This window comes from Hydrogenophaga sp. YM1 (assembly GCF_016903055.1).
Taxonomy (GTDB): Bacteria; Pseudomonadota; Gammaproteobacteria; order Burkholderiales; family Burkholderiaceae_C; genus Hydrogenophaga; species Hydrogenophaga borbori.
This window is the reverse complement of record NZ_CP070223.1, coordinates 63,663-86,639: the sequence shown is the minus strand read 5'-3', so window position 1 is coordinate 86,639 and position 22,977 is coordinate 63,663. Positions and strand designations below refer to the sequence as shown.

Here is a 22,977-nt window from a genome sequence, read left to right as displayed (position 1 = left end):
TCTGTTCGAGTGGGTCACTGGCCCGCGGCGGCCGGCGCGCGCAGGCGCTCGGCGGCCAGTCGCACGGCCTTCACGATTTCGGGGTACGCGCCGCAGCGGCACAGATTGCCCGCCAGGTAGTGGCGGATCTCGTGTTCGCTTGGGTCGGGGTTGTTTGCCAGCAGCTGGCGAGCCATCAGGATGAAGCCCGGCGTGCAGAAACCGCACTGGAAGGCGCCGGCGTCGATGAAGGCTTGTTGCACCGGGTCGAGTCGGCCGTCTTTTGCCACGCCTTCGATGGTGGCGATGTCGGCGCCGTCGGCGTGCAGCGCCGGGTAGATGCAGCCCGTGACGGCCTGGCCATCGACCACGACGGTGCAGCAGCCGCACAGGCCCTGGCCGCAACTTTCGCGCGCGCCGTGCAGGCCGCAGCCGCGCACGACTTCGACCAGTGTGTGGAAGGACTCGACCTGGCGGGCCATGGGCTCGCCGTTCAGCCGGAACTGGATGAGGGTGCTGGTGGTGCTCATGGTGTTGGGGAAGGTCAGTCGCCGAGCGATTCGCCGCGCTGCGCGAGCAGTGCGCGCATCACCGCCTCGGGCGTGATGGGCAGCGAGAACAGGCGCACGCCCACGGCGTCGTGGATGGCATCGGCCACGGCCGATGCCACGCCGAAGCAGCCGCTTTCGCCCAGGCCCTTGGCGCCGTAGGGGCCGGTGCCCTGTTGCGCGTCCACGGCCTCGCAGCCGAAGTGTTCGGGGATGTCGTGGATGCCCGGGATCTTGTATTCGGAGAAGGACGCGTTGCGCAGCCGGCCCTCGGCGTCGAACGCCATCTTCTCCAGGTGCACCATGCCCAGCTGCATGATGGCCGCGCCCGAGATCTGGGTCTCGACCACCTTGGGGTTGAGGGGCGTGCCGCAGTCCACCACGTTCTCGATGCGCAGCAGGCGGAAGTGACCGGTCTCGGTGTCCACCTCCACCTCCACGCCGGTGCCGCCAATCATCCAGTTGGGCGTGATGTCGGGCGAGCGGCCATCCGCGTCGGGTGACTGGTACGGTGGCATGAAGGTGCCTGTGCCGACGAGCGTGCCCGCGGGCATGCCGTACTTCTTGCGCAGCAGCGCGCCGGCGTCGGCGATGCCGTTGAATGGCTGGCCCAGTTCGTCGGCCAGGGCCGCGAGCTGGGCCAGAAGGTCTTGCGCGGCGAGCTTGACCGCGTTGCCCATGTGGAAGGTGGAGCGCGAGCCCAGCGTGGCCATGTCGTAGGGCGTCACGTCGGTGTCGGGGTGCACCACGCGGATCTGCTCGGCCTTGAGGCCCAGCGCGTCGGCCGCGACCATGGCCATCGCCGTGTCCGAGGCCTGGCCCATGTCCACCGTGCTGATGAGCAGCACACAACTGCCATCGCCGCCCAGGTTGATGGTGGCCACCGACGTTGTGGGTGCCACCAGGGCCTTGAACCCCAGGCCGATGCCGCGCCCGCGTCGCAGGGTGCCGGTGCCGCGTTCGATCGGGCGGTCCCATTGCATGCGCTTGGCCACGGTGTCCAGCACCAGGCGCAGCGCGGCGTCCTTCATCACCGTGCCGGTCGCGTGCGGGCGACCGTTCTCCAGCAGGTTCAGGCGGCGAAAGTCCAGCGGGTCCATGCCCAGTTCGCGCGCGATCAGGTCCGCCTGGCATTCGTAGCCCCACACCACCTGCGTGATGCCGAAGCCGCGGAACGCGCCGGCCGGCGGCAGGTGCGTGTAGACCTGGTACGAATCGATGTCGAGGTTGGCGATGTCGTAAGGGCCGCCGGCCGTGAAGCCGGATTTCTGCGTCACGCGCGGGCCGATGTCGGCGTATGCGCCGCCGTTCCACCACACCTCGCAGCGGCGGCCGGTGATGCGGCCTTCGGCATTGACCGCGCTGCGGATGCGGAAGGTGGTGGCGTGTTTGGTGATGGTGTAGAACTGCTCTTCCATCGTCAGCGCCACGCGCACCGGGCGGCGCGCGATGAGGGCCAGCGCCACGGCCAGGGCCTCGAGCTTGATGTAGAGCTTGGCGCCGAACCCGCCGCCCAGCAGCCGTGTCTTCACCTGCACGCGGTTCTCGGGCCAGCCCAGCAGGCGCGCGATCTCGATGCGCACGAACGAGGGGCTCTGCGAGGCGGTGTGGATCAGCAGGCCGCCGTCCTGCGGCTCGGCCACGGTCACCATGGGTTCCATGGGCACGTGCATCACCTGCTGGGTCTTGAAGGTGTGGTCGAACACGTGCGCGGCCTCGGCGAAGGCCTTGTCCGCGTCGCCGTGGCGCAGGTGGTAGTCCAGGGCCACGTTGGTGCCCTTGCGGCCCGCCAGGTGCTTCAGGTCGGGGAAAGTGCCGGCGGGCTTGAGCGCGTCGTGCACCAGGATCTTCGATGCCGCGGCCTCGACCTCGTCGAACACGGCGGGCAGCACCTCGTAGTCCACGATCACCAGGCCGGCTGCGGCCTCCGCGGCGTGCGGGTCATTGGCCAGCACCACGGCCACCGGCTCGCCCACATGGCGCACCTTCTCGATGGCGAGGATGGGCTGGTCGTGAAAGGCCGGGCCGTAGTGCGGGTCGGGAATGAGCCGCATCACCTCGCGCGCCGTCACCACGTGCACCACGCCCGGCATGGCCGCGGCCTCGCGCGCATCGATGCCCAGGATGCGCGCGTGCGCGTGCGGGCTGCGCACGACCTTGGCGTGCAGCATGCGCGGCAACTCCAGGTTGTGCGTGTAGTCGGCGGCGCCGGTGACCTTGGCCACCGACTCGAGGCGGTCCAGGCGCCGGCCGATTTGCGGCTCGGGTGACAGGGTGGCGTTGGGGTTGGCGGTCATGCGTGGCTCCGCGTGCGGTTCAGGGCGGCCTGCACGGCGCGCGGCAAGGCCACGCGCAGCAGCTGGCGCTTGTAGGCGGCGCTGCCATGCGCATCGGCCACCAGCGGCGCCTCGGCCACGGCGGCCTCGGCCGCTTCGCGCAGCACCGGCGCGCTCAGGCCGCGCTGCACCAGGATGGACTGCGCGTTGCGCAACCGGGTCGGGCTGTCGGTGGCGGCACCGGTGAGGATGCTCGCGCTGGTGACGCGCGCACCCTGCAGGCCCAGCACCACGGCCAGGCCCAGCGCGGGCCAGTCGTGCGCGGCCCGCGTGGTGAGCTTGAGGTACGCGCCCGGTCCGGCCTGCGGCGGCACGCGCAGTTCGGTGATGAGCTCGTCGCGCCTGACCACGGTCTCGTAGTACCCGGTGCACAGTGCGTCGGCGGGTACTTCGCGCGAGCCGCTCGGGCCGGTGATCACCACCGTCGCGCCCAGCGCCGCCATCACGGGTGGCATGTCCATGTGCGGGTCGGCGTGGCTCAGGTTGCCGCCGAGGGTGGCCACCGCGCGCACGCGCGGATTGGCCACACCGCGCAGCGCCTGCACCAGCAGGGGCCAGCCCTCGCGCACCGTGGCATTCGCTTCGATGTCGGCCAATCGAGCCAAGCCGCCGATCAGCAGCGAACCATCGGCGCGCCGCTCGACGCGCGAGTGCCGCTCGCCGATGCGCTGCAGGCTCACCAGGCGCGTGGGCCGCAGCACGCCGGCCTTCATCATCAGCATCACCGCGGTGCCGCCGCCCACGGGGCGCACGTTCGGGTCTTCGGGGTCGAGCAGCGACAAGGCCTCGTCCAGCGAGTACGGGAGCAGGAATTCAAACGGTGTCATGACCGCACCTGTGCGCAAAGTTCCAGAAGGCCGTCGGCGACCCGCTGGGGCACCTCCAGCGGGGTGAGGTGGCGCGCGCCGGGAATCACGTCCAGCGTCGAGCCAGCGATGGCCTCGTGCAAGGCTTGCGACATCGCCACCGGCGCGGCGAAGTCTTCTTCGCCGACCTGCACCAGCGTGGGCAAGCGCAGCGTGCCCAGGCGCGCGCGCGCGTCGAAAGAACCCAGCATGCGGCAAGCTTCCACATAGCCTTGCATGTCGTTGCGCAGGAACACATTCACCCAATGCTTCACGGCCTCGGGTTCGCGCTCGCGGTAAGCGTCGCTGAACCAGCGCGTCACCTGGAAGTCGGTCAGCGAGGCCAGGCCATGGGCCATGGCTTTCTGGGCGCGCCCCTCCCAGTCGGCCGGCGCCGTGGGGCCGTACCAGGCCGTGGTGTCGATCAGCGCAAGCGCCGCGCTGCGCTCGGGGTGGTCGAGCGCGAACTGCAAGGCCACGCAGCCACCCATGGACGCGCCGCCCACCACTACGCGCTCGATGCCCAGGTGGTCCAGCACCTCGCGCAGGTCCAGCGCCATGCGCCCGGCCGTGAGAGGCGGCGTGCCCACGTCCGAACGGCCATGGCCGCGCGCGTCGATGGCCACCACCGAAGCCCGCTCACCCACCCCGTCACTGACCGCCTGCCAGAAGCTGTGGTCCATGCCCAGCGAGTGCACAAGGGCCATCACCGGCCGGTCCTTCGCCACCAGGTGAGCGCTGTAAGCGATGGTCGGGCCATCGCTGGCGCGGTGGGTCGCGCCGGGTCCTTCGTTCGTCATAGGGCGCGGATTCTGGCCGTCGCCCCGCGCCCTTTCAAACGAGAAATTTCGGTGGAGCGAATGAAAGTCTTTCATGCCTCACCATCGGCGCCCTGGTGGGTGCCGGGGCTGGCCACACGCCATGAAAACGCTTCATGGCGGCAAGCAATGGAAATCGTTTGCGCGCTCGCGCCGTCTCCAAAAGCATCGCGGCCCGGATTCACCCACACACCCACAGAGGAGACATCGCATGACCCGTTCGACCCAGAGCCGCCGCTCAGCACTGCTGGCTTGTGCCGCGCTGATGGCCGCGCCCGCCCTGCTGCCCGCGTCCGCGTTCGCGCAGGACTACCCCACCCGCCCCATCCGCGTCATCGTGCCCTTCGCTCCCGGCGGCGTGGTCGACACCACTGCGCGCCTGCTCACGCAGAAACTGAGCGAGCGCCTGGGCTGGAACTTCGTGGTGGAGAACAAGCCGGGCGGCAACGGCTTCATCGCCGTCACCGCCGCCGCCAAGGCCCCGGCCGACGGGTACACCCTGCTGGCGGCCCACACCGGCGAATTCGCGGTGAACCCCGCGCTGTTCCCCCAGGTTCCCTACGAGCTTGACCGCGACTTCGCGCCCATCACCATGATCAGCGACACCCCCATGCTGCTGGTGGCCAACGCGCAGCAGCCCTTCAACACCGTGCAGGAGTTGGTGGCCGCCGCGAAGAAGGCGCCCGGCAGCATCACCTTCTCGTCGCCGGGCAACGGCAGCATCAACCACCTGGCGGGCGAATGGTTCGCCATGGAGGCGGGGGCCAGGTTGCTGCATGTGCCCTACCGCGGCGGCGCGCCCGCCGCGGCGGCCGTGGCCTCGGGCGAGGTGGCGCTGGGCGTGGTGGCCATTCCGGCCGTCATCCCGCACATGCAGTCGGGCCGCGTGAAGGTGTTGGGCCTGACGACCGCGCGCCGTTCCAGCTTCAACAAGGACTGGGTCACCGCCAACGAGGCGGGCGTGAAGAACGTGGATGCGTCCAACTGGGTGGGCCTGTTCGCACCCAAAGGGGTGCCGGCCGACACCGTGGCCCGTCTGCACGCCGAGGTGGTGAAGACCTTGGAGCAGCCCGACGTGAAGAAGCGCTTTGCCGACGCGGGCGCCGAACTGGGGGGCATGTCCTCCGCCGACTTCGCTCAGCGCATCCGCAGCGACGCCACGCGCTTCAAGGACATCGTGCAGAAGGCCAACATCCGGCCGGAATGACGCCCATGCCCACCATCGACGCCTCGCTCGTCCGCCAGATCGCCCCCACCGGCGCGTTGCGCGCCGCCATCAACTTCGGCAATCCCGTGCTGGCGTCGCGCGACCCGGACAGCGGCCAGGCGCGCGGCGTCTCGCTGGATCTGGCGCAGTCGCTCGCGCAGCGGCTGGGCCTGGCGCTGCAGACCGTGCTGTTCGAGAGCGCGGGCGAGTCCGTGGCCGCCATCGCGCGCGCGCAGGCCGACATTGGCTTCTTCGCGCTGGACCCGCAGCGCGCCGCGCAACTGCGCTTCGCCGCGCCTTATGTGCTGATTGAAGGCGCCTACCTGGTGCTGGAGGATTCGCCCCTCACCCACCGGGATGAGGTGGACCGCGAAGGCATCCGCGTGGTGGTGGGCCAGGGCAGCGCCTACGATCTCTTCCTTACGCGCGAGCTCCAACACGCCAGCCTCGTGCGCGCCGCCACGTCGCCCACGGTGGTGGACGAATTCCTGCGCCAGGGCGCGGAGGTGGCGGCGGGCGTGCGCCAGCAGCTGCTGGCGGACCAGCAGCGCCTGTCGACGGCGCGCCTGCGCCTGTTGCCGGGCAACTTCATGGTGATCCAGCAGGCGATGGCGGTGCCGGTGGACCGCAGCGATGGGGCGCTGGCGGTGGTGCGGGATTTTGTCGAGGACATGAAGGCCAGCGGCTTCGTGGCGCAAGCGTTGGAGCGCCACGGCATCACGGGTGCCCGGGTGGCGCCACCACTCAATTCCTAGCCCCGCACCGCCGCGTCCATCGCACGGATCAGGTCCGACTGCGTGACGATGCCCACCAGCCGGCGCTCGGCGTCGATGATGGGCAGGTGGCGGTGCCCACCGTCGGAGAACACCGGCACCAGCTCGGTGAGCGGTCGGTCGCTGCTGGCCACGCGCACCTGGCGCGTCATGATCTCGCCCACCGTGTGCCGGGGCGCCGGCCGGTGCATCTGGCGCAGCAGGGCGCGCAGGCGGAAGTTCACGCCCTCGTGCACGTCCATGTCCACCTGGCGCATGAAATCGGACACCGTGACGATGCCCACCAGGTGGTGCTGCCGGTCCACCACGGGCAGCGCCTTCACGCGGTGTTGGCGGATCAGCGCCCAGGCCTGGCGCAGCGGCATCTCGGGGCGCGCGGTCACGGGGTCGGGCGTCATCACGTCGGTGCAGCGCAGCTCGCCCATGGTGCGCTGATAGGCCGCGGCCTCGGCGTACTGCATCAGGTCCTGCAGGTCTTCGCGGCTGATGTCGAGCACTTGGTTGTAGTGGGCCAGCGCGGCGTCGAGGTCGCGGCTGGTCAGGCGCGCGCCGCCGGGCTCGGTGGGCACCGGGTGGTGCACGTGCGGCCAGCGCCGCCGCGTGAGGTTGTTGTAGAGCAGGCCGGCCGCCACCATCAACGCCGAGTCCAACAGCACGGGCTGCAGCGCGACGCCGAAGTCGTGGCTGCCCATCAGCACCATCAGCAGGGCCGAGGCGCCGCCCGGCGGGTGCAGGCAGCGCAGCGCCAGCATGAGCGCGATGGACAGGCCCACCGCCAGCGCCGCGCCCACGGCCGGGTGCGGCACCCAGAGGGCGCAGGCCACGCCCACCAGGGCCGACAAGGTGTTGCCCCCGATCACCGACCAGGGCTGGGCCAGCTGGCTCGACGGCACCACGAAGACCAGCACCGCGCTGGCGCCCAGCGGCGCCACCAGCGCGGTGGCCAGCGCGGGGTGGCCGTTGCCGGGCGCCAGCCAGGTGGCGCCCAGGCCGGCGACGAGGATGCCCAGCGCGGCGCCGATGCAGGCGCGCCATTTCTCGCGCGCGTCGATGCCAGGCGCGGCGGGCCAGAGCGCGCGCAGCGAGAGCAGGAGTTCGGGCAGCAGGCGCTGCAGCGCCTGCCGGCCCTGTCGCACCAGCGCGTTCAACCCAGCGTGTCCGTCAGCATCTGCAGGCGCTGGGCGCAGGCGCGCAGCGCCGGGACGATGTGGCGCTCGATGTGCGAGACGCTCCAGGGCTGCCCGATCGAGCTGACGTTCAGGCCGAACCGGGCCTCGCCCGTGCACGAGGGGATCTCGATGGCGACGCCGAACAGGCCCGCCACCAGTTCGCTGTTGGCGAAGCTCCAGCCCCGCTGGCGCGCCAGCGCGAGCTCGGCGTTCAGCGCCTTGCGCTCGGTGACCGTGTGCTGGGAATGGCGGGCCATGGTGCCCGCGGGCAGGTGCTCGGCCAGCCGCTGGGGCGGCAGTTGGGCCAGCAGCGCGCGGCCCAGCGAGTGGGCGTAGGCCGGCAGGCGGTCGCCGGCCCGCAGGTCGAGCTTGATCGGCCGGTCGGCCTCCACGCGCTCGACGAACAGCACGTCGGTGCCCGCCAGCACGCCGATCGCCGCCCCCACGTTCAACTGGCGCGACAGCTCCAGCAGCTGCGGCCGCACCGCCGCCGACAGGCCCAGCGAACGGAAATAGCGGTAGCCCAGTTCGATGGCCTTGGGCGATAGCTCGAAGTCGCGCTTGTCCTGGCGCAGGTAACCCAGCTCGCTGAGCGTCAGCAGGATGCGCCGCGAGGCGGCCCGCGTCACCCCCAGCAGTTCCGCCGCCGACTGGATGCTGAAGGCGCGCGTGTTCTCGTCGTACGCGTTCAACAGGCGAAGCCCGTTGGCCAGGGCATCGAGAAACTCCCGCTTGCCCTCGCTGTTGTCGTCCTGCACCTCTTTGTCTCGCATCTGCGCTCCACGCAATGAATCCGGCGCGCCGAATGTAGCGCGTTGACAGGCCGCGGCCGGTCCGGTAGATTAAATGGCGAACATTTGTTCGATAATTGAGGGGTTCAGTCCTATGCAAGTCCAGCCGCTGTCCGCGCGCTTCGGCGCCGAAGTGCGCGATCTCGACCTGTCGCGCGATTTCGACGACGAGGCGTTCGGCGCCATCCACCGCCTGTTCGTGGAGAGCAAACTGCTCTGCTTCAAGAACCAGAACCTGTCCGCCGCGGCGCAGCTGGCGTTCAGCCAGCGCTTCGGCCCCTTGGAAGTGCACGTCCTGTCCCAGTACAACCACCCCGAGCATCCGGAGATCTTCCGGCTGTCCAACCGGGTGGTGGACGGCCAACCCATGGGCATCGCCGACGGTGGCTCGTACTGGCATTCCGATCTCGCCTTCCAGGAGCGCCCCGCGAAGGCGACCATCCTGAACGCGCTGGAGATCCCGCCGGAGGGCGGCGACACCCTGTTCGCCGACATGGAGGCCGCCTATGAGGCCTTGTCCGATGAATGGAAGGCGCGGCTGGAGGGCCTGCGCGCGGTGCACCGCTACCGCCGCAAGGCGGACGCGGCGCAATCGACGCGGGTCGAGATGACCGAGGCGCAGAAGCAGCAGACGCCCGACGTGGACCATCCCCTGGTCCGCACCAACCCCGACTCGGGCCGCAAGGCCATCTTCGCCCACCCGGGCATGACGGCCGAGGTGATCGGCAAGACGCCGCAAGAAAGCCGCGAGATCCTGGAGTTCCTGTTCGCCCACACGGTGCAGCCCCAGTTCCGCTACGACTTCCGCTGGAGCCCCGGCGACGTGGTCATGTGGGACAACCGCTCCACCATGCACAGCGCCACGACGCGGGACCTGCCCGCCGGCCAGTACCGCACGCTGTACCGGACCACCGTGCGGGGCGAAAGGCCGGTCTGATGGTGGACGCGCCCAGCGACGCTGGTACCCGCGAACTCGACCTGCGGCTCGCCGACGGCCACGTGGTGCGTGCCCGCCTGGCCTACACGAGCCAGGGACCAGAGGATGCGCCGGCCTACCTGCTGCTGCACGGCTACACCGGCAGCCACTTCGCGCTCGATCCGAACGGCCCTGCCGCCGACGCTGGCTGGGCCGCGGCCTGGGCCGGTCCCGGCAAGGCACTGGACACGCGGCGCCACCGGGTGCTCACCATGAACCTGCCCGGCTCGGCCTATGGCTCCGGCTGGGACGGCGCCGACAGCGCCCACGCCAGCGTGGCGGCCATGGCCGACGCGGCCTGTGGCCTGCTCGACGCGCTGGGCATCGCGCGCCTCGACGGCGCGATCGGCTATTCCTTCGGCGGCTACGTCGCCCTGCAGCTGCGCGCCGCGCGGCCCTCGCGCGTGCGGCGCGCGCTGGCCTTGTGCAGCGCGCGCCAGGGCCGGGGCTCGCTGGACGGGCTCGACGCCTTGCGCCGCCTGGACGACCCGGACAAGCGCTATGCCTTTCGCGTCGACACGCTGATGCGAAACGGCCTGACGCCATGGGCGCACGACCAGGGTCCGCAGGCGCTGGCGCGGGAACTCGGCCGGGTTCGGCAATGGGCGCAGGAATTCACGCCCGCCGCGCTCTGGCGGCTGCGCGCCGCGGCCGCCACGTTCTCGCTGCCGGCCTGGCCCAGCGACACCGCGCTGCTGCGGGCCGCGTCAGACGCGCTGTTTCCCCCGACGGCCGACCGCCCCGCGCAGGCGGGCACCGTGTCCACCCCCTACGGCCACCAGGCCCTGCTGCTCGACCCCGGCCCCTGGGTCGGGCCGATCGCCGCCTGGATCGACGGCCGCGACCTCTCTCATCCCACACACACAGGAGACACCCCATGAAACGCAAGACCTTCCTCGCCTCGCTGGCCGCCGGCCTGCTGCTGGCCAGCCACCTGGCCGCCCCGGCGTTCGCGCAGGCCGCGAAATGGCCCAACAAACCGGTGCGCCTGATCGTGGCCTACCCGCCCGGCGGCGCCACCGACACGCAGGCGCGCCTGGTCGGCCAGAAGCTCTCGGAGCGCTGGGGCCAGCCCGTCATCGTCGAGAACCGGCCCGGTGGCAACACGGTCATCGCCACCGATCTTGTCGCCAAGGCCACGCCCGACGGCCACACCCTGCTGCTGACCGCGATGCCCTTCGCGCTCAACCCCTTCCTGCTCGACAAGCTGCCCTACGACTCGGCCAAGGACCTCGCGCCCGTCACGGTGCTGGCGACCATCACCAACGTGCTGGTGGCGCACCCCTCGCTGGGCGTGAAGAACGTGCCGGAGCTGATCCAGAAGGCCAAGTCGGCGCCGGGCTCGATCAGCTTCGCCTCCACCGGCACGGCCACCTCCACCCACCTCTCGGGCGAGCTCTTCGCCAGCATGGCCGACGTGGCCATCACCCACGTGCCCTACAAAGGCAGCGCGCCCGCGCACCAGGACCTGCTGGGCGGGCGCGTGCCCATCATGTTCGACAACGGCGTGCTGCAGCACATCAAGTCGGGCAAGGTGGTGCCCCTGGGCGTCACCTCGGCCAAGCGCCTGCCCTGGCTGCCCGAGGTGCCGACCGTGGCCGAGCAAGGCCTGGCGGGCTACGAGACGGAGGCCTGGTACGGCATCTTCACCACCGGCGGCACGCCCGGCGCCGTGGTTCAGCAGATCGCGAGCGACGTGACCTGGGCCGTGCGTTCGCCCGACGTGACGCCCAAGCTGGAAGCCATCGGCGCCAGCGCGGGCGGCGGCACGCCCGAGGAGTTCCGACGCTACCTGGCCCGCGAGACCGAGCGCTGGGGCGCGCTCATCAAGAAGCGCGGCATCCGCATCGAGTGAGCCTTCGGGGCCTTGGCGGCTCGGGGGTGATGGCCGATCATCGCCCCCGCAGGAGCCCGCCATGAAACCCTACCTCTCCCTCATCACCCTGGCCGTCGCCGACCTCGAGCGTGCGCTGCGCTTCTACCGCGACGGCCTGGGCCTGCCCACCGAGGGCATCGTCGGCCAGGACATCGCGCACGGCGCCGTCGCGTTCTTCGACCTGCAGCCCGGCCTCAAGCTTGCGCTGTTCCCACGCGAGAGCCTGTGCCACGACGCCGGCCTCCCGCCCGGGCCGCCCAGCCCCTCGAGCCTGAGCCTGGCCCACAACGTGGGCTCGCGCGAGGCGGTGGGCGCCGTGATGCGCGAGGCCGAGGCCGCCGGCGCGCGCATCGTCAAGCCCGCCCAGGACACCGTCTGGGGCGGCCACGCGGGCTACTTCATGGACCCGGATGGCCACCTGTGGGAAGTGGCCTGGAACCCGGCCTGGCCCTTGCCGACGTGAGCGGCGCCGCTGGTCCATGATCGCGGGGTTTCCCCCGCCCGAGGGCACCCCTCCATGACCCCCATCATCCACAGCCTGCTCGACACCGACCTCTACAAGTTCTCGATGTGGCAGGCCCTGCTGCACCGCCACCCCACCACCCAGGCCCGCTACAGCTTCGTCTGCCGCAACACCAGCGCCTACCCGCTCGCCGAACTGGTGCCCGAGGTGAACCGCGAGCTGGACCACCTGTGCTCGCTGAGCTTTCGGCCCGACGAGCTCGCCTACCTCAAGGGCCTGCGCTACCTCACCTCCGACTTCGTCGACTTCCTGCGCATCTTCCGTTTCCAGCGCGAGTTCATCGAGGTGCGCGCCCAGGGCGATTCGCTGGACATCGTGGCCCGTGGCCCGCAGGTGCACGTCATGGCCTTCGAGATCTTCGTGCTGGCCATCGTCAACGAGCTGTACTTCCGCCGCTTCGACGCCACGGCCGCGCTGGCCGAAGGGCGCCGCCGCCTGGCCGGCAAGCTCGATCTGTTGCGCGATTTCGGGCGCGAGCCCGAGCGCCGCCACCCCTTCGAGCTCTCCGACTTCGGCGTGCGCCGCCGCTACAGCGGCGCCTGGCAGCGCGAGGTGGTGAGCACGCTGCGCGACGGGGCGCCGCGCTTCTTCAAGGGCACCTCCAACGTGCTGCTCGCCAAGGAGCTGGGCCTGGCGCCCATCGGCACCATGGCGCACGAGTACCTGCAGACCTACCAGACCCTGGGCGTGCGCCTGCGCGACTTCCAGAAGGCCGCGCTGGAGGACTGGGTGCAGGAGTTCCGCGGCGACCTCGGCATCGCGCTCACCGACGTCATCACCATGGACGCCTTTCTGGCCGACTTCGACCTCTACTTCGCCAAGCTCTTCGACGGCCTGCGCCACGACTCGGGCGACCCCATCGAATGGGGCGAGAAGGCCCTGGCGCACTACGCGCGCCTGCGCGTCGACCCGGCCACCAAGCGCCTGGTGTTCTCCGACGGCCTGGACCTGCGGCGCGCGCTGGCCATCTACCGCCACTTCGCCGACCGCACGCAGATGGGCTTCGGCATCGGCACCCACCTCACCAACGACATGGGCCTGGAGCCGCTGAGCATCGTGATGAAGCTGCGCTCGGCCAATGGCCAGCCGGTGGCCAAGATCTCGGACACGCCGGGCAAGGCCCTGTGCGACGACGCCACCTTTCTGGCCTACCTGCGCCAGGTGTTCCAGGTGCCGGCCGGTGCGCCGGCCCTCAGCCCGGCGCACCCTGGCGAATAAGGGCGCGCGCCGCCGCCTTCTCCAGTTCGGCGACGACGAACACCCCCAGCCCGGCCGAGCCCACCGCGACCCACTCGCGCGCGCCCAGGGCCGTGGTGCCGAACACCGCCTGCAGCGGCGGCAGGTAGACGAAGGCCAGCTGCAGCAGCAGGCAGGCGCCCAGCGCCCAGGCCACCGCGGGGTTGCCCCCCAGGCCGGCGCGGCCCAGCGCGGGCGCCAGCACGAAGCGGCTGTTGAGCAGGTAGAACATCTCGGCCACCACGATGGTGCTGACCGCCATCGTGCGCGCGGTCTCCAGCGCCGTGCCGCGCTCCAGCTCCCACAGGAACAGGCCGAGCGCCGCCGCCATCATGAGCACGGACACCATGAGCACGCGCCAGGCGAAGAAGCGCGAGAGCAGCGGCTCGCCCGGCGCGCGCGGCGGGCGGCGCATGAGGTCGCCCTCGCCCGGCTCGAAGGCCAGGGCCAGACCGAGCGTGCTGGACGTGACCATGTTGATCCACAGCACCTGCGCGGGCGTCATGGGCAGCGTGAGGCCGAACAGGATGGCGGCGATCACCACCAGCGCCTCGCCGCCGTTGGTGGGCAGCATGAACAGGATGAACTTGCGGATGTTGTCGTACACCGCGCGGCCCTCGCGCACCGCGGCGGCGATGGTGGCGAAGTTGTCGTCGGCCAGCACCACGTCGGCGGCTTCCTTGGCGGCTTCCGTTCCCTTGCGGCCCATGGCCACGCCGACGTCGGCGCGCTTGAGCGCGGGCGCGTCGTTCACGCCGTCGCCGGTCATGGCCACCACCTGGCCGTGGCGCTGCAAGGCGTTCACCAGCCGCAGCTTGTGCTCGGGGCTGGCGCGCGCGAACACGTCCACGTCCAGCGCCACGCGCTGCAGGGCCTCGTCGTCCATCAGCTCGATCTCCGCGCCCGTGATGGCCGGCTTGCCCGTGCCGATGGCGAGCTGTGCGCCGATCGCGCGCGCGGTCTCGCCGTGGTCGCCGGTGATCATCTTCACGCGGATGCCCGCCGCGTGGCAGTCGGCCACGGCGCGCACCGCCTCCTCGCGCGGCGGGTCGGCGATGCCCACCAGCGCGAGCAGGGTGTAGCCCGCGGCCACGTCCTCGAAGGCCAGGCCCGCGCCCGCCGGGGCCGCGCGCTTGCAGGCCAGCCCGAGCAGGCGCAGGCCGCGCGCGGCCATGTCGGTGGCCATGCGCCGCCAGGTGTCGACGTCGATCGCCCGTTCGCCCTCGGGGCCCCACTCGCGCGCGCTGATCTCGAGCATCTTCTCGGGCGCGCCCTTCACGAAGATCCACGGCTGGCCTTCGTCGTCGTGGTGTGCGGTGGCCATGAAGCGGTGCTGCGACTCGAAGGGAATGGCGTCGGCGCGCGGCCAGGCGGCCTGGGTGTGCCCGTGCAGCAGGCCCGCCTTGTGGCCCAGCACCAGCAGGGCGCCTTCGGTGGGATCGCCCACCACCGTCCAGTGCCCGGCCTCGCCGGCCATGCGCGCGTCGTTGCACAGCACGCCCGCGCGCAGCGCCAGCGCCAGCGCGGGGTGGTGATCGGCGTCGATCGTGCGTTCGCCCACGCGGAACTCGCCCTCGGGCGCGTAGCCGGCGCCGCTCACGCGCACGTCCAGTCCCGCGCACACCATGCGCTGCACCGTCATTTCGTTGCGCGTGAGGGTGCCGGTCTTGTCCGAGCAGATGACGGTGACCGAGCCCAGCGCCTCCACCGCCGGCAGGTGGCGCACGATGGCCTGGCGCCGCGCCATGCGCTGCACGCCGAGCGCGAGCGTGATGGTCATGATGGCGGGCAGGCCTTCCGGGATCGCCGAGGCCACCAGGGCCACGATCATCATGAACATGTCGGCCGCCGGGTGGCCGCGCAGCCACACGCCGACGGCGAAGGTGAGCAGCGCCAGCGCCAGGATGGCCAGGGCGAGCGCGCGCCCGAAGCGGTCGATCTGGCGCAGCAGCGGCGTGGCGCCCGTGGCCACGCCGGCGAGCAGCTGGTCGATGCGGCCGATCTCGGTGTCGCGGCCGGTGGCCACCACCAGGCCGCTGGCCTGGCCGTAGCCCACCAGGGTGCCGGCATAGGCCATGCCCCGGCGGTCGCCCAGCGCCGCGTCGGCCGCCACGGCGCCGGTGTCCTTCGCCGCCGGCAGCGATTCGCCCGTGAGCGTGGATTCGTCGCAACGCAGTCCCTTGACCTGGATCAAGCGCAGGTCGGCCGGCACGCGGTCGCCCGAGGCCAGGAGCACCACGTCGCCGGGCACCAGCTCGGCCGCGTCGATCTCTTGCCGCAGGCCGTCGCGCAGCACCACCGCCCGCGGCGAGAGCATGGCGCGTATCGCCTCCAGGGCAGTCTCGGCCTTGCCTTCCTGGACAAAGCCGATGAAGGCGTTGATCAGCACGGCGGCCAGCAGCACGCCCGTGTCCACCCAATGGCCCAGGAAGGCGGTGATCGCGGCCGCGCCCAGCATGACGTACAGCAGCACGTTGTGGAACTGCGCCAGCAGGCGTGCCCAGGGGCCGCGCCGGCGCGCGCCCTCCAGCCGGTTGGAGCCGTGGCGCGCCAGGCGTTCGGCCGCCTCGCGCGCGGACAGGCCCTCGCGCCGGGCCGACAGCCGCGCCAGCGCCGCCTCGGGCGTGCTGGCGTGCCAGGCGGGCGCCGCGTCCGCCGGGGCCGTTCCATCTCGCCAATCCTTCTTTGCCACCGCAGGTCCTCCTGCCGGCATGTTCGCGCGGCGAGCGCGCCGCCGCATCCCCAAAGGCGAGCGCCGCGCACAGTCTTTGCGCCGCCGCGCCGCCATTGCGTTATTGGTCGCGGCCATATCACGTATCCGAATTTCCGACTTGTCCCCGGCCGGGGGGGCTTCTAGTCTCCGTCGCCAACCGATACACAAGGCGGAGACAAGACATGAGCATCCCCATCCGGGCCGTGCCGCTGGACGAGGGCACCGGCTACCAGCGCAAGCGCGTGTCGCACGATGGCCGGCTCACCGAGGTGGGCCGCGGCACGCCGATGGGCGAGCTGCTGCGCCGCTACTGGCACCCCGTGGGGCTGTCCTCGCACGCCACCGACACGCCGCGCGAGGTGCGCATCCTCGGCGAGGACCTGGTGCTCTACCGCGACAAGAAAGGCCGCCCCGGCCTGCTGCACAACCGCTGCTGCCACCGGGGCACCACGCTCTACTACGGCCGCGTGGAGGAAGAAGGCATCCGCTGCTGCTACCACGGCTGGCTGTTCGACGCCGAGGGCCGCTGCCTGGAGCAGCCCTGCGAACCCGAGGGCGGCGCCGCACACCGCGGCAAGGTGCGCCAGCCCTGGTACCCCGTGCAGGAGCGCTACGGCCTCATCTTTGCCTACATGGGGCCGCCCGAGCGCAAGCCCGTGCTGCCGCGCTACGACGCGCTGGAGGAGCTCGACCCCGGAGAGTTCATCGACGTGGACGACACCAGCATCGGTAGCGGCGGTGGCGCGATCGCGCCCTGCAACTGGTTGCAGCACTACGAGAACGTGATCGATCCGTTCCATGTGCCCATCCTGCACGGCAACTTCAGCGGCACGCAGTTCACGCCCACCATGAACCTCATGCCGCAGGTGAAGTTCGACCTCACCGAGCGCGGCGTCAAGGTGTTCAGCACGCGCCAGCTCGACGGCGGCCAGGTGATGAAGCGCACCACCGAGGTGGTGCTGCCCACGCTGCGCGTGGTGCCCAACCCTTACGTGGGCAAATACGGCAAGGTCGAGTCCATCGGCTGGACCGTGCCCATCGACGACACGCACTACCGCATCTACACCGCCGCGCGCGTGACGAAGAAGGGCGAGATCCTGCCGCGCGCGCCCGACGCCGCGACCCGCCCGCGCTGGGACCAGATGACGCCCGAGCAGCGCCGCGACTTTCCCAACGACTGGGAGGCCCAGGTCGGCCAGGGCCCCATCACGCTGCACGGCGAGGAGCACCTGGCCACCACCGACCGCGGCATCGTCATGCTGCGCCGGTTGCTCGCGCGCCAGGTCGAAGCGGTCGAGCGCGGCGACGACCCCGTCGGCGTGCACTTCGACGAGGCCTCGGCCTACGTCCGGCTCGAAGCGGGCCAGTATGTCGAACCCGCCGAACCGACCGAGCCGGCCAGGTGATCCCCGCGTTCCCGCCCCACCACAAGACACGACACGACAGGAGACAAGCCATGCAACGACGCCAACTCATGGGGGCCGTGCTCGCGGCGGCCACCGCCTGCGCCGGCCTCATCGGCGCGAGCGCCGCCCACGCGCAGGGGGCGGTCACCTTGCGCTACGCCACCTTCCTGCCCCCAGGCGGCCTGTTCACCAAGGACGATGGCGTCATGGGCCGCTGGGCCAAGTCGGTCGAGGAGGCCTCGGGCGGCGAGGTGAAGATCCAGATCCTGCCGGGCGGCACCCTGGGTGCGGCGGGCCGCAACCCCGGCGCGCAGCTCAAGCTCGTCACCGACGGCATCGCCGACATCGCCTTCGTCATTCCGTCCACCACGCCGGGGCGTTTTCCCGACGACAACCTCTTTGGCCTGCCCGTGAGCGAGAGCGCGGCCGAGGGCTCGCTCACCTTCTGGAAACTGCACGAGCAGGGCCTGATGCGCGGCTACGACGACAAGTCCTTCTACATCATCGGCCTGCTGGTGAACCCGCCCAACGTGCTGCACACCAAAGGCCCGGTGAAGAAGGTGGAGGACCTGCGCGGCCTGCGCCTGCAGGCCAGTGGCGCCGAGCAGCAGGAGCTGATCCGCGCCCTGGGTGCGACGCCGGTGGGCACGGTGTCCGTGCGCGAGGCGGCCGAGGCCATCAGCCGCGGCGTGGTCGACGGCACGCCCAAGGACTGGCTGGCCCTGCACTCCTTCCGCATCGCCGACGCCACCGCGCACCACGTGAACATCCCCATGGGCGCGTCCACCATCATGTTCGCGCTCAACCGCGCCAAGTACGACAGCCTCTCGCCCAAGGCCCGCGCCGCCATCGACCGCTTCAGCGGCGAGCCCTTCGTGCGCATGGCCGGCAAGCTGTTCGACGAGTACACCGACGCCAAGCACAAGGAGACGGTGGACGACAAGAAGCGCCAGGTGATCACCCTGCCGCCCGAGGAGCGCGCGCGCTGGGACCAGGCCATGGGCACCGTGGTGCAGGACTGGCGCCAGCGCGACGCCACCAACGAGCGCCTCTGGCAGGCCTTCACCAAGACCCGCGCGCAGGTGCGCGGCGAACTGGGCATGAAGTGATGGCCGCCGGGCGCGCGCCCGGCGCCGGCTCAGGCCGCCATGGGGGCGGCGGCTTCGGCGGCGGCGGCGTGCGCCACCTGCCGGATCTCCTCGCGCAGCCAGCGCAGGCCCGGGTCCTCCTCGGTGCCCCGGTCCCAGTACAGGCAGGAGCGGTAACCCTCCAGGTGCACCGGCAGCGGCAGGGTCTGCAGCCGATCGCCGAACAGGCGGGCCAGCCGCGCGGGGAACACCGAAATCATGTCGCTGCGCGAGATCACGTCCGCCGCCTGATCGAAGCTGGGCATGGACAGGCGCACCAGGCAGTGGCGCCCATGCCGCGCCACGCTGTCCTCGAGCACGCTCTCGATGTTGGGGTAACGGAAGCCGAAGAACACATGTGGCCATTGGCAGAACGCTTCCAGCGGGTCTTCGCTGCCCGTGAACCCGGGGTGCCCCTTGCGCGTGACGAGCACGAAATGCTCCTCGAACAGCACGGCCGAGTTCAGGCCCGAGCGCATGCTCGGCTCGGGCGCGCAACCCAGGTCCACGTCGCCGCGGCGGATGCGCTCGAACAGCGTGTGGAACTGCGGCGGCTCCCAGGCGATGCGCACGCTCGCGTTCGTGGCGTGCAGCCGCGCCATCAGCGGCGCCAGGATCAGGCGGCTGCTGTAGTCGCTGCCGGCGATGCGGAAGATGCGGTCGGAACCCGTCGGGTCGAAACTGTGGCCGTTCTCCAGCAGGCGGCCCATGCGCAGCAGCAGGTCGGCCACCGCGTCGGCCATGGACAGCGCCAGCGGCGTGGGCGACACGCCGTGGGGCGTGCGCTTGAACAGCGGGTCGCCAAAGGTGCGGCGCAGCTTGGCCAGCGAGCCGCTCACCGCCGGCTGGCTCAGGAACAGGCGCGCCGCCGCGCGCGACACGCTGCGCTCGCGCATCAGCGCGTCGAAGGTGCGCAGCATGCCGATGTCGAGGGCGCGCAGGTCGATGCGGGGGGGCTTGCTCATGCGGGCGCTGTCGTGTGGACCGTCGTGAGGGAGCGGCGATTCTGGACCGGGACCCCCATCGAAGGGCATAGGGCATGACCCTGCCATCGCCCAACCACAGAACAGGAGACACCCCATGAACGCCATCGACGCCGCGCTGCGCCGCTTCGCCTACTGGCTGGCGGCCGCCGGCCTGTGCCTGCTCTTCCTCAACGCCATCGCCACCGTGCTCGACGTGCTGGGCCGCACCCTGTTCGCCACGCCAATCGACCGGCTCAGCGACGTCTCCGGCCTGATCTACATCCTGGCCGCCGCCTGCTGCGTGCCCGCGGCCACCGCGCAGATGCGGCACATCACGATCAAACCGTTCGAGGAGCGGCTCGCGCCCCGCCCCTACGCCGCGCTGGAGGGCCTGGCCGCACTGCTCAAGCTGGCGGTGTGGTGCGTGCTGGCCTGGCAGCTCTGGGCCCACGCGGCCGAGATGGACGCCACGCACCAGACCCTGTCGCAACTGCGCGGCGTGCGGGTCGCGCCGTTCTGGACCTTCGTGGCGCTGGCCATGAGCTTCAACGCCCTGCTCGAAGCGCTCAACCTGCTGCGCTTCGCCAGGGTCGCGCTCGGTGCGGTGCCACCCGAGACCGCCGCGCCCGCCGAATCCGCCAACATGCTCTGAGCCCAGGCCGCACACCATGTCCTCCACCACCATCATCCTGTTCGGCTTTGTCGGCCTGTTCGCGCTCATCCTCCTGCAGGTGCCCATCGGCGTGGCCATGATGGTCTCGGGCGCCGCGGGCTTCGCCGCGATCGTGGGCGTGCAGCCCGCGCTCTCGATGTTCGGCGGCGAAGTCGCGTCGTCCTTTGCCAGCGCCGATCTCGCGCTGATCCCCATCTTCCTGCTGATGGGCAACTTCGCCAGCGCGGCCGGCCTGTCCACCGACCTCTACCGCCTGGCCGACGCCTTCGTGGGCCACCGGCGCGGCGGCCTGGCCCTGGCCACCCTGGGTGGCTGCGCGGGCTTCGGCGCGCTGTGCGGCTCGTCGCTGGCCACCGTCGGCACCATGCACCGCGTGGCCTATCCCGAAATGCTGGCGCGCGGCTACCCGCCGCACTTCGCGGCCGGCACCATCGCGGTGGGCGGCACGCTGGGCATCCTGGTGCCGCCCTCCATCATCCTGGTGGTGTACTCGGTGCTGGCCGAGACCTTCGTCATCGACCTCTACATCGCCGCCCTGTTGCCCGCGCTCATGGCCGTGGTGTTCTACGGTGTGGCGGTGATCCTCTACGGCCTGCTCCGCCGCGACGCCATGCCCGCCGGCCCGCGCCTGAGCTGGGCCGAGCGCCTGGTCGCCGTGCGCCAGTCGCTCTTTGTCATCGCGCTCGCCGGCCTGGTCATCGGCGGCATCTATGCCGGCGTCTTCACCGCGCTGGAGGCGGCCTCGGTGGGCGCGGTGCTGTCTTTCTCCGCCTACCTGTTGCGTCGCGGCTGGCAGCGCGCCGAGGTGTTCAAGCTCATCGGCGAGACGGCCAGCGTCACCGGCATGATCTACGTGATGGTGATCGGCGCCTCGGCGTTCAACTACTTCGTCACCGTCAGCGGCGTGGCCGATCTGTTCATGGCGGCGGTCAATGCCACCAGCCTGCCACCCTGGGGCGTGATCGCCATGATCCTCGTGGTCTACATCGTTCTCGGCGCCTTCTTCGACGAGGTGGCCACCATGCTGATCACGCTGCCCTTCGTGCTGCCGCTGATTGTGTCCTGGGGCTACGACCCGCTGTGGTGGGGCATCGTCAACGTCACCGTCATCATGATCGGCCTGTTCTGCCCACCCATTGGCCTGAACGTGATGGTGATGCACGGCCTGGTGCGCAACGTGCCCCTGCGCCGCATGTACGTGGGCGTGCTGCCATTCCTGCTGGCCGACTTCCTGCGCCTGGGCCTGCTGGTGGCCTTCCCGTTGATCGCGACCTGGCTGCCCACGGCCCTGCGTTGATTGCCATGAAAGCGATGGCTTGACGCAGTAGGACAAGCGTCCTATGCTGCGTGGCATTGTCTGGGACAAATGTCCTAGGAACCATGCAAGGCGTCAGTGACCATCCGCGACCAGATCATCGACACCGCCGACCGGCTGTTCTACGAGCACGGTTACGCGCCCACGTCCTTCAGTCACATCGCGGATGCCGTGGGCATCTCCCGCGGCAACTTCTACTACCACTTCAAGACCAAGGATGAGATTCTTGACGCGGTGATCGACCTGCGCCTGGTTCGCACGCGGCAGATGCTGGACGACTGGGGCGCCCAGGTCGACGACCCGGCCGAGCGCATCCGGCTGTTTGTCGAGATCCTGCTGCGCAACCAGGACAAGATCATGCGCCATGGCTGCCCGGTCGGCAGCCTCTGCCAGGAACTCTCCAAGCTGGACCACGCGGCCCAGGGCCGCGCCGGCGGCGTCATGGCGCTGTTCGCCGAATGGCTGCGCGAGCAGTTCGAGCGCCTGGGCTGTGGCGATCACTCGGCCCGTTTCGCCTTGCACCTGCTGGGCCGCACCCAAGGGGTGGCTGCCTTGGCCAACGCCTTTGGCGACCCGGCCTACGTCCGACAGGAGGTCGAGCTCATGAGCGAGTGGGTGCGCTCGTGCGCGCCCACCTTTCCCAGCCGCGCACGACGCCGCGCGAACGCCTGAATCCTTTTGGAGGCCCCACATGCATCTCGTCCTTTTGCGCTTCGGCACCCATCGCGATCGCGCGCCCCAGCACATGGCCGGTCACAAGGCCTGGCTGCAACGCGGCTTCGACGATGGCGTGTTTGTCTTCGCGGGCAGTCTGGGCGGCGCGCAAGGAGGGGCGGTTCTGGCGCACCGCGAGCCGATTGACGCACTGCGCGAGAGGATTGCCCTGGACCCCTTCGTGGCGGAGGCTGTGGTGCAGGCCGAGATCCTCGTGATCGAGCCATCGCGTGTCGACGAACGCCTGTCCTTTCTCCAGCACTGATTCCCGAACATGAGCCAGACCCTCGACGGCCCCGACGGGCAACCCCGCTGCCGCTGGTGCGCCACCACGCCCGAGTTCCTGCCCTACCACGACACCGAATGGGGCTTTCCGGTCGGCGACGACCAGCGCCTGTTCGAGAAGCTCAGCCTGGAGGCGTTCCAGTCGGGCCTGAGCTGGCGAACCATCCTCGCCAAGCGCGAGAACTTCCGCGCCGCTTTCGAGGGCTTCGACTTCCACCGCGTGGCGCGCTTCGGCGAGCGCGACGTCGAACGCCTGCTGGCCGACCAGGGCATCGTGCGGCACCGGGGCAAGATCGAGGCCGTGATCCACAACGCGCGCTGCGCGCAGGAGATGGTGAAGGCCGAGGGCTCGCTCGCCGCCTATTTCTGGCGCCACGAACCCGGGCCCGGCGAACTGGCGCTGCCTCAGACGGCCTCCACCTCGGCCACGTCCATCGCGCTGTCCAAGGACCTGAAGAAGCGCGGATGGAAGTTCGTCGGCCCGACCACCGTCTACGCCTTCCTGCAGGCCATGGGCCTGATCAACGACCACGCCGAAGGCTGCGTGGTGCGGGCCCCGGTGGACCGGGCGCGCCGCGCCTTCCGTCGCCCCGGCCGCTGAGTTCCACCTCGCGACACGGGACGCCACGGGGTGTTCCAGCACGGAACACCCAGGCCTGGGGATTGCCCGAGGGTGCGCCCGCGCGGCGCCGGCGCGAACAT

Annotated in this window: 22 protein-coding genes; 14 read left to right on the top strand and 8 right to left on the bottom strand. The window is 70.7% G+C overall.

All coding sequences use genetic code 11. The features are described from left to right. Positions 1 to 14: 14 nt before the first annotated feature. From JNX00_RS00410 to JNX00_RS00395, 4 genes are read right to left on the bottom strand one after another with little or no spacing between them, the layout of a single operon-like run. Positions 15 to 509, bottom strand: a complete 495-nt coding sequence (locus JNX00_RS00410) for a (2Fe-2S)-binding protein (protein ID WP_070399639.1) — start codon at positions 507 to 509, stop codon at positions 15 to 17. A 14-nt stretch (positions 510 to 523) separates the two neighbouring features. Next, on the bottom strand, positions 524 to 2,824 hold the full coding sequence (locus tag JNX00_RS00405; RefSeq protein WP_204743776.1) for a xanthine dehydrogenase family protein molybdopterin-binding subunit: 2,301 nt from the start codon (positions 2,822 to 2,824) through the stop codon (positions 524 to 526). Next, positions 2,821 to 3,690 (bottom strand): xanthine dehydrogenase family protein subunit M, encoded by an 870-nt coding sequence (locus JNX00_RS00400; protein WP_204743775.1) that lies wholly within the window; start codon positions 3,688 to 3,690, stop codon positions 2,821 to 2,823. The genes JNX00_RS00405 and JNX00_RS00400 overlap by 4 nt, the downstream gene beginning before the upstream one ends. Next, entirely contained in the window at positions 3,687 to 4,508 is an 822-nt protein-coding gene (locus tag JNX00_RS00395) for an alpha/beta fold hydrolase (RefSeq protein WP_204743774.1), read from the bottom strand. Before JNX00_RS00395 ends, JNX00_RS00400 begins: the two co-directional genes overlap by 4 nt. A gap of 229 nt (positions 4,509 to 4,737) precedes the next feature. Between JNX00_RS00395 and JNX00_RS00390 the strand changes: the two genes are divergently transcribed. Both JNX00_RS00390 and JNX00_RS00385 read left to right on the top strand, forming a co-directional pair. Then, positions 4,738 to 5,733, top strand: a complete 996-nt coding sequence (locus JNX00_RS00390; RefSeq protein WP_204743773.1) for a tripartite tricarboxylate transporter substrate binding protein — start codon at positions 4,738 to 4,740, stop codon at positions 5,731 to 5,733. 5 nt (positions 5,734 to 5,738) lie between these two features. Beyond that, positions 5,739 to 6,488 (top strand): transporter substrate-binding domain-containing protein, encoded by a 750-nt coding sequence (locus JNX00_RS00385; RefSeq protein ID WP_070399850.1) that lies wholly within the window; start codon positions 5,739 to 5,741, stop codon positions 6,486 to 6,488. Here JNX00_RS00385 and JNX00_RS00380 read toward each other — a convergent pair. Both JNX00_RS00380 and JNX00_RS00375 read right to left on the bottom strand, forming a co-directional pair. Then, positions 6,485 to 7,597 (bottom strand): HPP family protein, encoded by a 1,113-nt coding sequence (locus JNX00_RS00380; RefSeq protein WP_175442859.1) that lies wholly within the window; start codon positions 7,595 to 7,597, stop codon positions 6,485 to 6,487. The genes JNX00_RS00385 and JNX00_RS00380 overlap by 4 nt on opposite strands. 53 nt (positions 7,598 to 7,650) lie before the next feature. Further along, positions 7,651 to 8,448: an IclR family transcriptional regulator C-terminal domain-containing protein gene (locus tag JNX00_RS00375; RefSeq protein WP_116959102.1), complete on the bottom strand. Its 798-nt coding sequence runs from the start codon at positions 8,446 to 8,448 to the stop codon at positions 7,651 to 7,653. Positions 8,449 to 8,560: 112 nt separating this feature from the next. On the opposite strand from JNX00_RS00375, the gene JNX00_RS00370 reads away from it, so the two are divergent. The 5 genes from JNX00_RS00370 (at position 8,561) to pncB (ending at position 13,059) form a co-directional block, all read left to right on the top strand. Beyond that, positions 8,561 to 9,403 (top strand): TauD/TfdA family dioxygenase, encoded by an 843-nt coding sequence (locus tag JNX00_RS00370; RefSeq protein WP_070399645.1) that lies wholly within the window; start codon positions 8,561 to 8,563, stop codon positions 9,401 to 9,403. Beyond that, on the top strand, positions 9,403 to 10,323 hold the full coding sequence (locus JNX00_RS00365; protein ID WP_204743772.1) for an alpha/beta fold hydrolase: 921 nt from the start codon (positions 9,403 to 9,405) through the stop codon (positions 10,321 to 10,323). Before JNX00_RS00370 ends, JNX00_RS00365 begins: the two co-directional genes overlap by 1 nt. Further along, positions 10,320 to 11,297, top strand: coding sequence for a tripartite tricarboxylate transporter substrate binding protein (locus tag JNX00_RS00360; protein ID WP_204743771.1), 978 nt, complete (start codon positions 10,320 to 10,322; stop codon positions 11,295 to 11,297). The genes JNX00_RS00365 and JNX00_RS00360 overlap by 4 nt, the downstream gene beginning before the upstream one ends. Before the next feature lie 61 nt (positions 11,298 to 11,358). Beyond that, positions 11,359 to 11,781 carry a VOC family protein gene (locus JNX00_RS00355; protein WP_204743770.1) on the top strand — a complete coding sequence of 141 codons (423 nt, stop codon included), beginning with the start codon at positions 11,359 to 11,361 and terminating at the stop codon, positions 11,779 to 11,781. A gap of 54 nt (positions 11,782 to 11,835) precedes the next feature. Continuing rightward, positions 11,836 to 13,059, top strand: coding sequence for a nicotinate phosphoribosyltransferase (gene pncB, locus JNX00_RS00350; protein WP_070399649.1), 1,224 nt, complete (start codon positions 11,836 to 11,838; stop codon positions 13,057 to 13,059). Here the strand turns inward: pncB and JNX00_RS00345 are convergent. After that, complete coding sequence (locus JNX00_RS00345) at positions 13,034 to 15,769, bottom strand: cation-transporting P-type ATPase (protein ID WP_275564518.1); 2,736 nt, start codon at positions 15,767 to 15,769, stop codon at positions 13,034 to 13,036. The genes pncB and JNX00_RS00345 overlap by 26 nt on opposite strands. A 203-nt stretch (positions 15,770 to 15,972) precedes the next feature. On the opposite strand from JNX00_RS00345, the gene JNX00_RS00340 reads away from it, so the two are divergent. Continuing rightward, positions 15,973 to 17,196 carry an aromatic ring-hydroxylating dioxygenase subunit alpha gene (locus JNX00_RS00340; RefSeq protein ID WP_070399651.1) on the top strand — a complete coding sequence of 408 codons (1,224 nt, stop codon included), beginning with the start codon at positions 15,973 to 15,975 and terminating at the stop codon, positions 17,194 to 17,196. A gap of 50 nt (positions 17,197 to 17,246) precedes the next feature. After that, positions 17,247 to 18,305, top strand: a complete 1,059-nt coding sequence (locus JNX00_RS00335) for a TRAP transporter substrate-binding protein (protein ID WP_204743768.1) — start codon at positions 17,247 to 17,249, stop codon at positions 18,303 to 18,305. Positions 18,306 to 18,334: 29 nt separating this feature from the next. On the opposite strand, the gene JNX00_RS00330 is transcribed toward JNX00_RS00335, so the two are convergent. Next, positions 18,335 to 19,288, bottom strand: coding sequence for a LysR family transcriptional regulator (locus JNX00_RS00330; protein ID WP_070399653.1), 954 nt, complete (start codon positions 19,286 to 19,288; stop codon positions 18,335 to 18,337). A 115-nt stretch (positions 19,289 to 19,403) separates the two neighbouring features. Between JNX00_RS00330 and JNX00_RS00325 the strand changes: the two genes are divergently transcribed. The 5 genes from JNX00_RS00325 (at position 19,404) to JNX00_RS00305 (ending at position 22,876) form a co-directional block, all read left to right on the top strand. Then, a complete protein-coding gene (locus tag JNX00_RS00325; protein WP_204743767.1) occupies positions 19,404 to 19,940 on the top strand; it encodes a TRAP transporter small permease subunit in 537 nt (178 codons plus the stop codon). Between the two features lie 16 nt (positions 19,941 to 19,956). After that, positions 19,957 to 21,258: a TRAP transporter large permease gene (locus JNX00_RS00320; RefSeq protein WP_204743766.1), complete on the top strand. Its 1,302-nt coding sequence runs from the start codon at positions 19,957 to 19,959 to the stop codon at positions 21,256 to 21,258. A 96-nt stretch (positions 21,259 to 21,354) separates the two neighbouring features. Next, positions 21,355 to 21,948 (top strand): TetR/AcrR family transcriptional regulator, encoded by a 594-nt coding sequence (locus JNX00_RS00315; protein ID WP_204743765.1) that lies wholly within the window; start codon positions 21,355 to 21,357, stop codon positions 21,946 to 21,948. 19 nt (positions 21,949 to 21,967) lie between these two features. Continuing rightward, a complete protein-coding gene (locus JNX00_RS00310) occupies positions 21,968 to 22,255 on the top strand; it encodes a hypothetical protein (protein ID WP_204743764.1) in 288 nt (95 codons plus the stop codon). A gap of 9 nt (positions 22,256 to 22,264) precedes the next feature. Beyond that, positions 22,265 to 22,876, top strand: a complete 612-nt coding sequence (locus JNX00_RS00305; RefSeq protein ID WP_204743763.1) for a DNA-3-methyladenine glycosylase I — start codon at positions 22,265 to 22,267, stop codon at positions 22,874 to 22,876. Positions 22,877 to 22,977: the final 101 nt, after the last annotated feature.

Bases quoted from the DNA above. Each gene is read 5' to 3' on its own strand.
- JNX00_RS00410 (WP_070399639.1), bottom strand. From the start codon at position 509: ATGAGCACCACCAGCACCCTCATCCAGTTCCGGCTGAACGGCGAGCCC.
- JNX00_RS00405 (WP_204743776.1), bottom strand. From the start codon at position 2,824: ATGACCGCCAACCCCAACGCCACCCTGTCACCCGAGCCGCAAATCGGC.
- JNX00_RS00400 (WP_204743775.1), bottom strand. From the start codon at position 3,690: ATGACACCGTTTGAATTCCTGCTCCCGTACTCGCTGGACGAGGCCTTG.
- JNX00_RS00395 (WP_204743774.1), bottom strand. From the start codon at position 4,508: ATGACGAACGAAGGACCCGGCGCGACCCACCGCGCCAGCGATGGCCCG.
- JNX00_RS00390 (WP_204743773.1), top strand. From the start codon at position 4,738: ATGACCCGTTCGACCCAGAGCCGCCGCTCAGCACTGCTGGCTTGTGCC.
- JNX00_RS00385 (WP_070399850.1), top strand. From the start codon at position 5,739: ATGCCCACCATCGACGCCTCGCTCGTCCGCCAGATCGCCCCCACCGGC.
- JNX00_RS00375 (WP_116959102.1), bottom strand. From the start codon at position 8,448: ATGCGAGACAAAGAGGTGCAGGACGACAACAGCGAGGGCAAGCGGGAG.
- JNX00_RS00370 (WP_070399645.1), top strand. From the start codon at position 8,561: ATGCAAGTCCAGCCGCTGTCCGCGCGCTTCGGCGCCGAAGTGCGCGAT.
- JNX00_RS00365 (WP_204743772.1), top strand. From the start codon at position 9,403: ATGGTGGACGCGCCCAGCGACGCTGGTACCCGCGAACTCGACCTGCGG.
- JNX00_RS00360 (WP_204743771.1), top strand. From the start codon at position 10,320: ATGAAACGCAAGACCTTCCTCGCCTCGCTGGCCGCCGGCCTGCTGCTG.
- JNX00_RS00355 (WP_204743770.1), top strand. From the start codon at position 11,359: ATGAAACCCTACCTCTCCCTCATCACCCTGGCCGTCGCCGACCTCGAG.
- pncB (WP_070399649.1), top strand. From the start codon at position 11,836: ATGACCCCCATCATCCACAGCCTGCTCGACACCGACCTCTACAAGTTC.
- JNX00_RS00340 (WP_070399651.1), top strand. From the start codon at position 15,973: ATGAGCATCCCCATCCGGGCCGTGCCGCTGGACGAGGGCACCGGCTAC.
- JNX00_RS00335 (WP_204743768.1), top strand. From the start codon at position 17,247: ATGCAACGACGCCAACTCATGGGGGCCGTGCTCGCGGCGGCCACCGCC.
- JNX00_RS00330 (WP_070399653.1), bottom strand. From the start codon at position 19,288: ATGAGCAAGCCCCCCCGCATCGACCTGCGCGCCCTCGACATCGGCATG.
- JNX00_RS00325 (WP_204743767.1), top strand. From the start codon at position 19,404: ATGAACGCCATCGACGCCGCGCTGCGCCGCTTCGCCTACTGGCTGGCG.
- JNX00_RS00320 (WP_204743766.1), top strand. From the start codon at position 19,957: ATGTCCTCCACCACCATCATCCTGTTCGGCTTTGTCGGCCTGTTCGCG.
- JNX00_RS00310 (WP_204743764.1), top strand. From the start codon at position 21,968: ATGCATCTCGTCCTTTTGCGCTTCGGCACCCATCGCGATCGCGCGCCC.
- JNX00_RS00305 (WP_204743763.1), top strand. From the start codon at position 22,265: ATGAGCCAGACCCTCGACGGCCCCGACGGGCAACCCCGCTGCCGCTGG.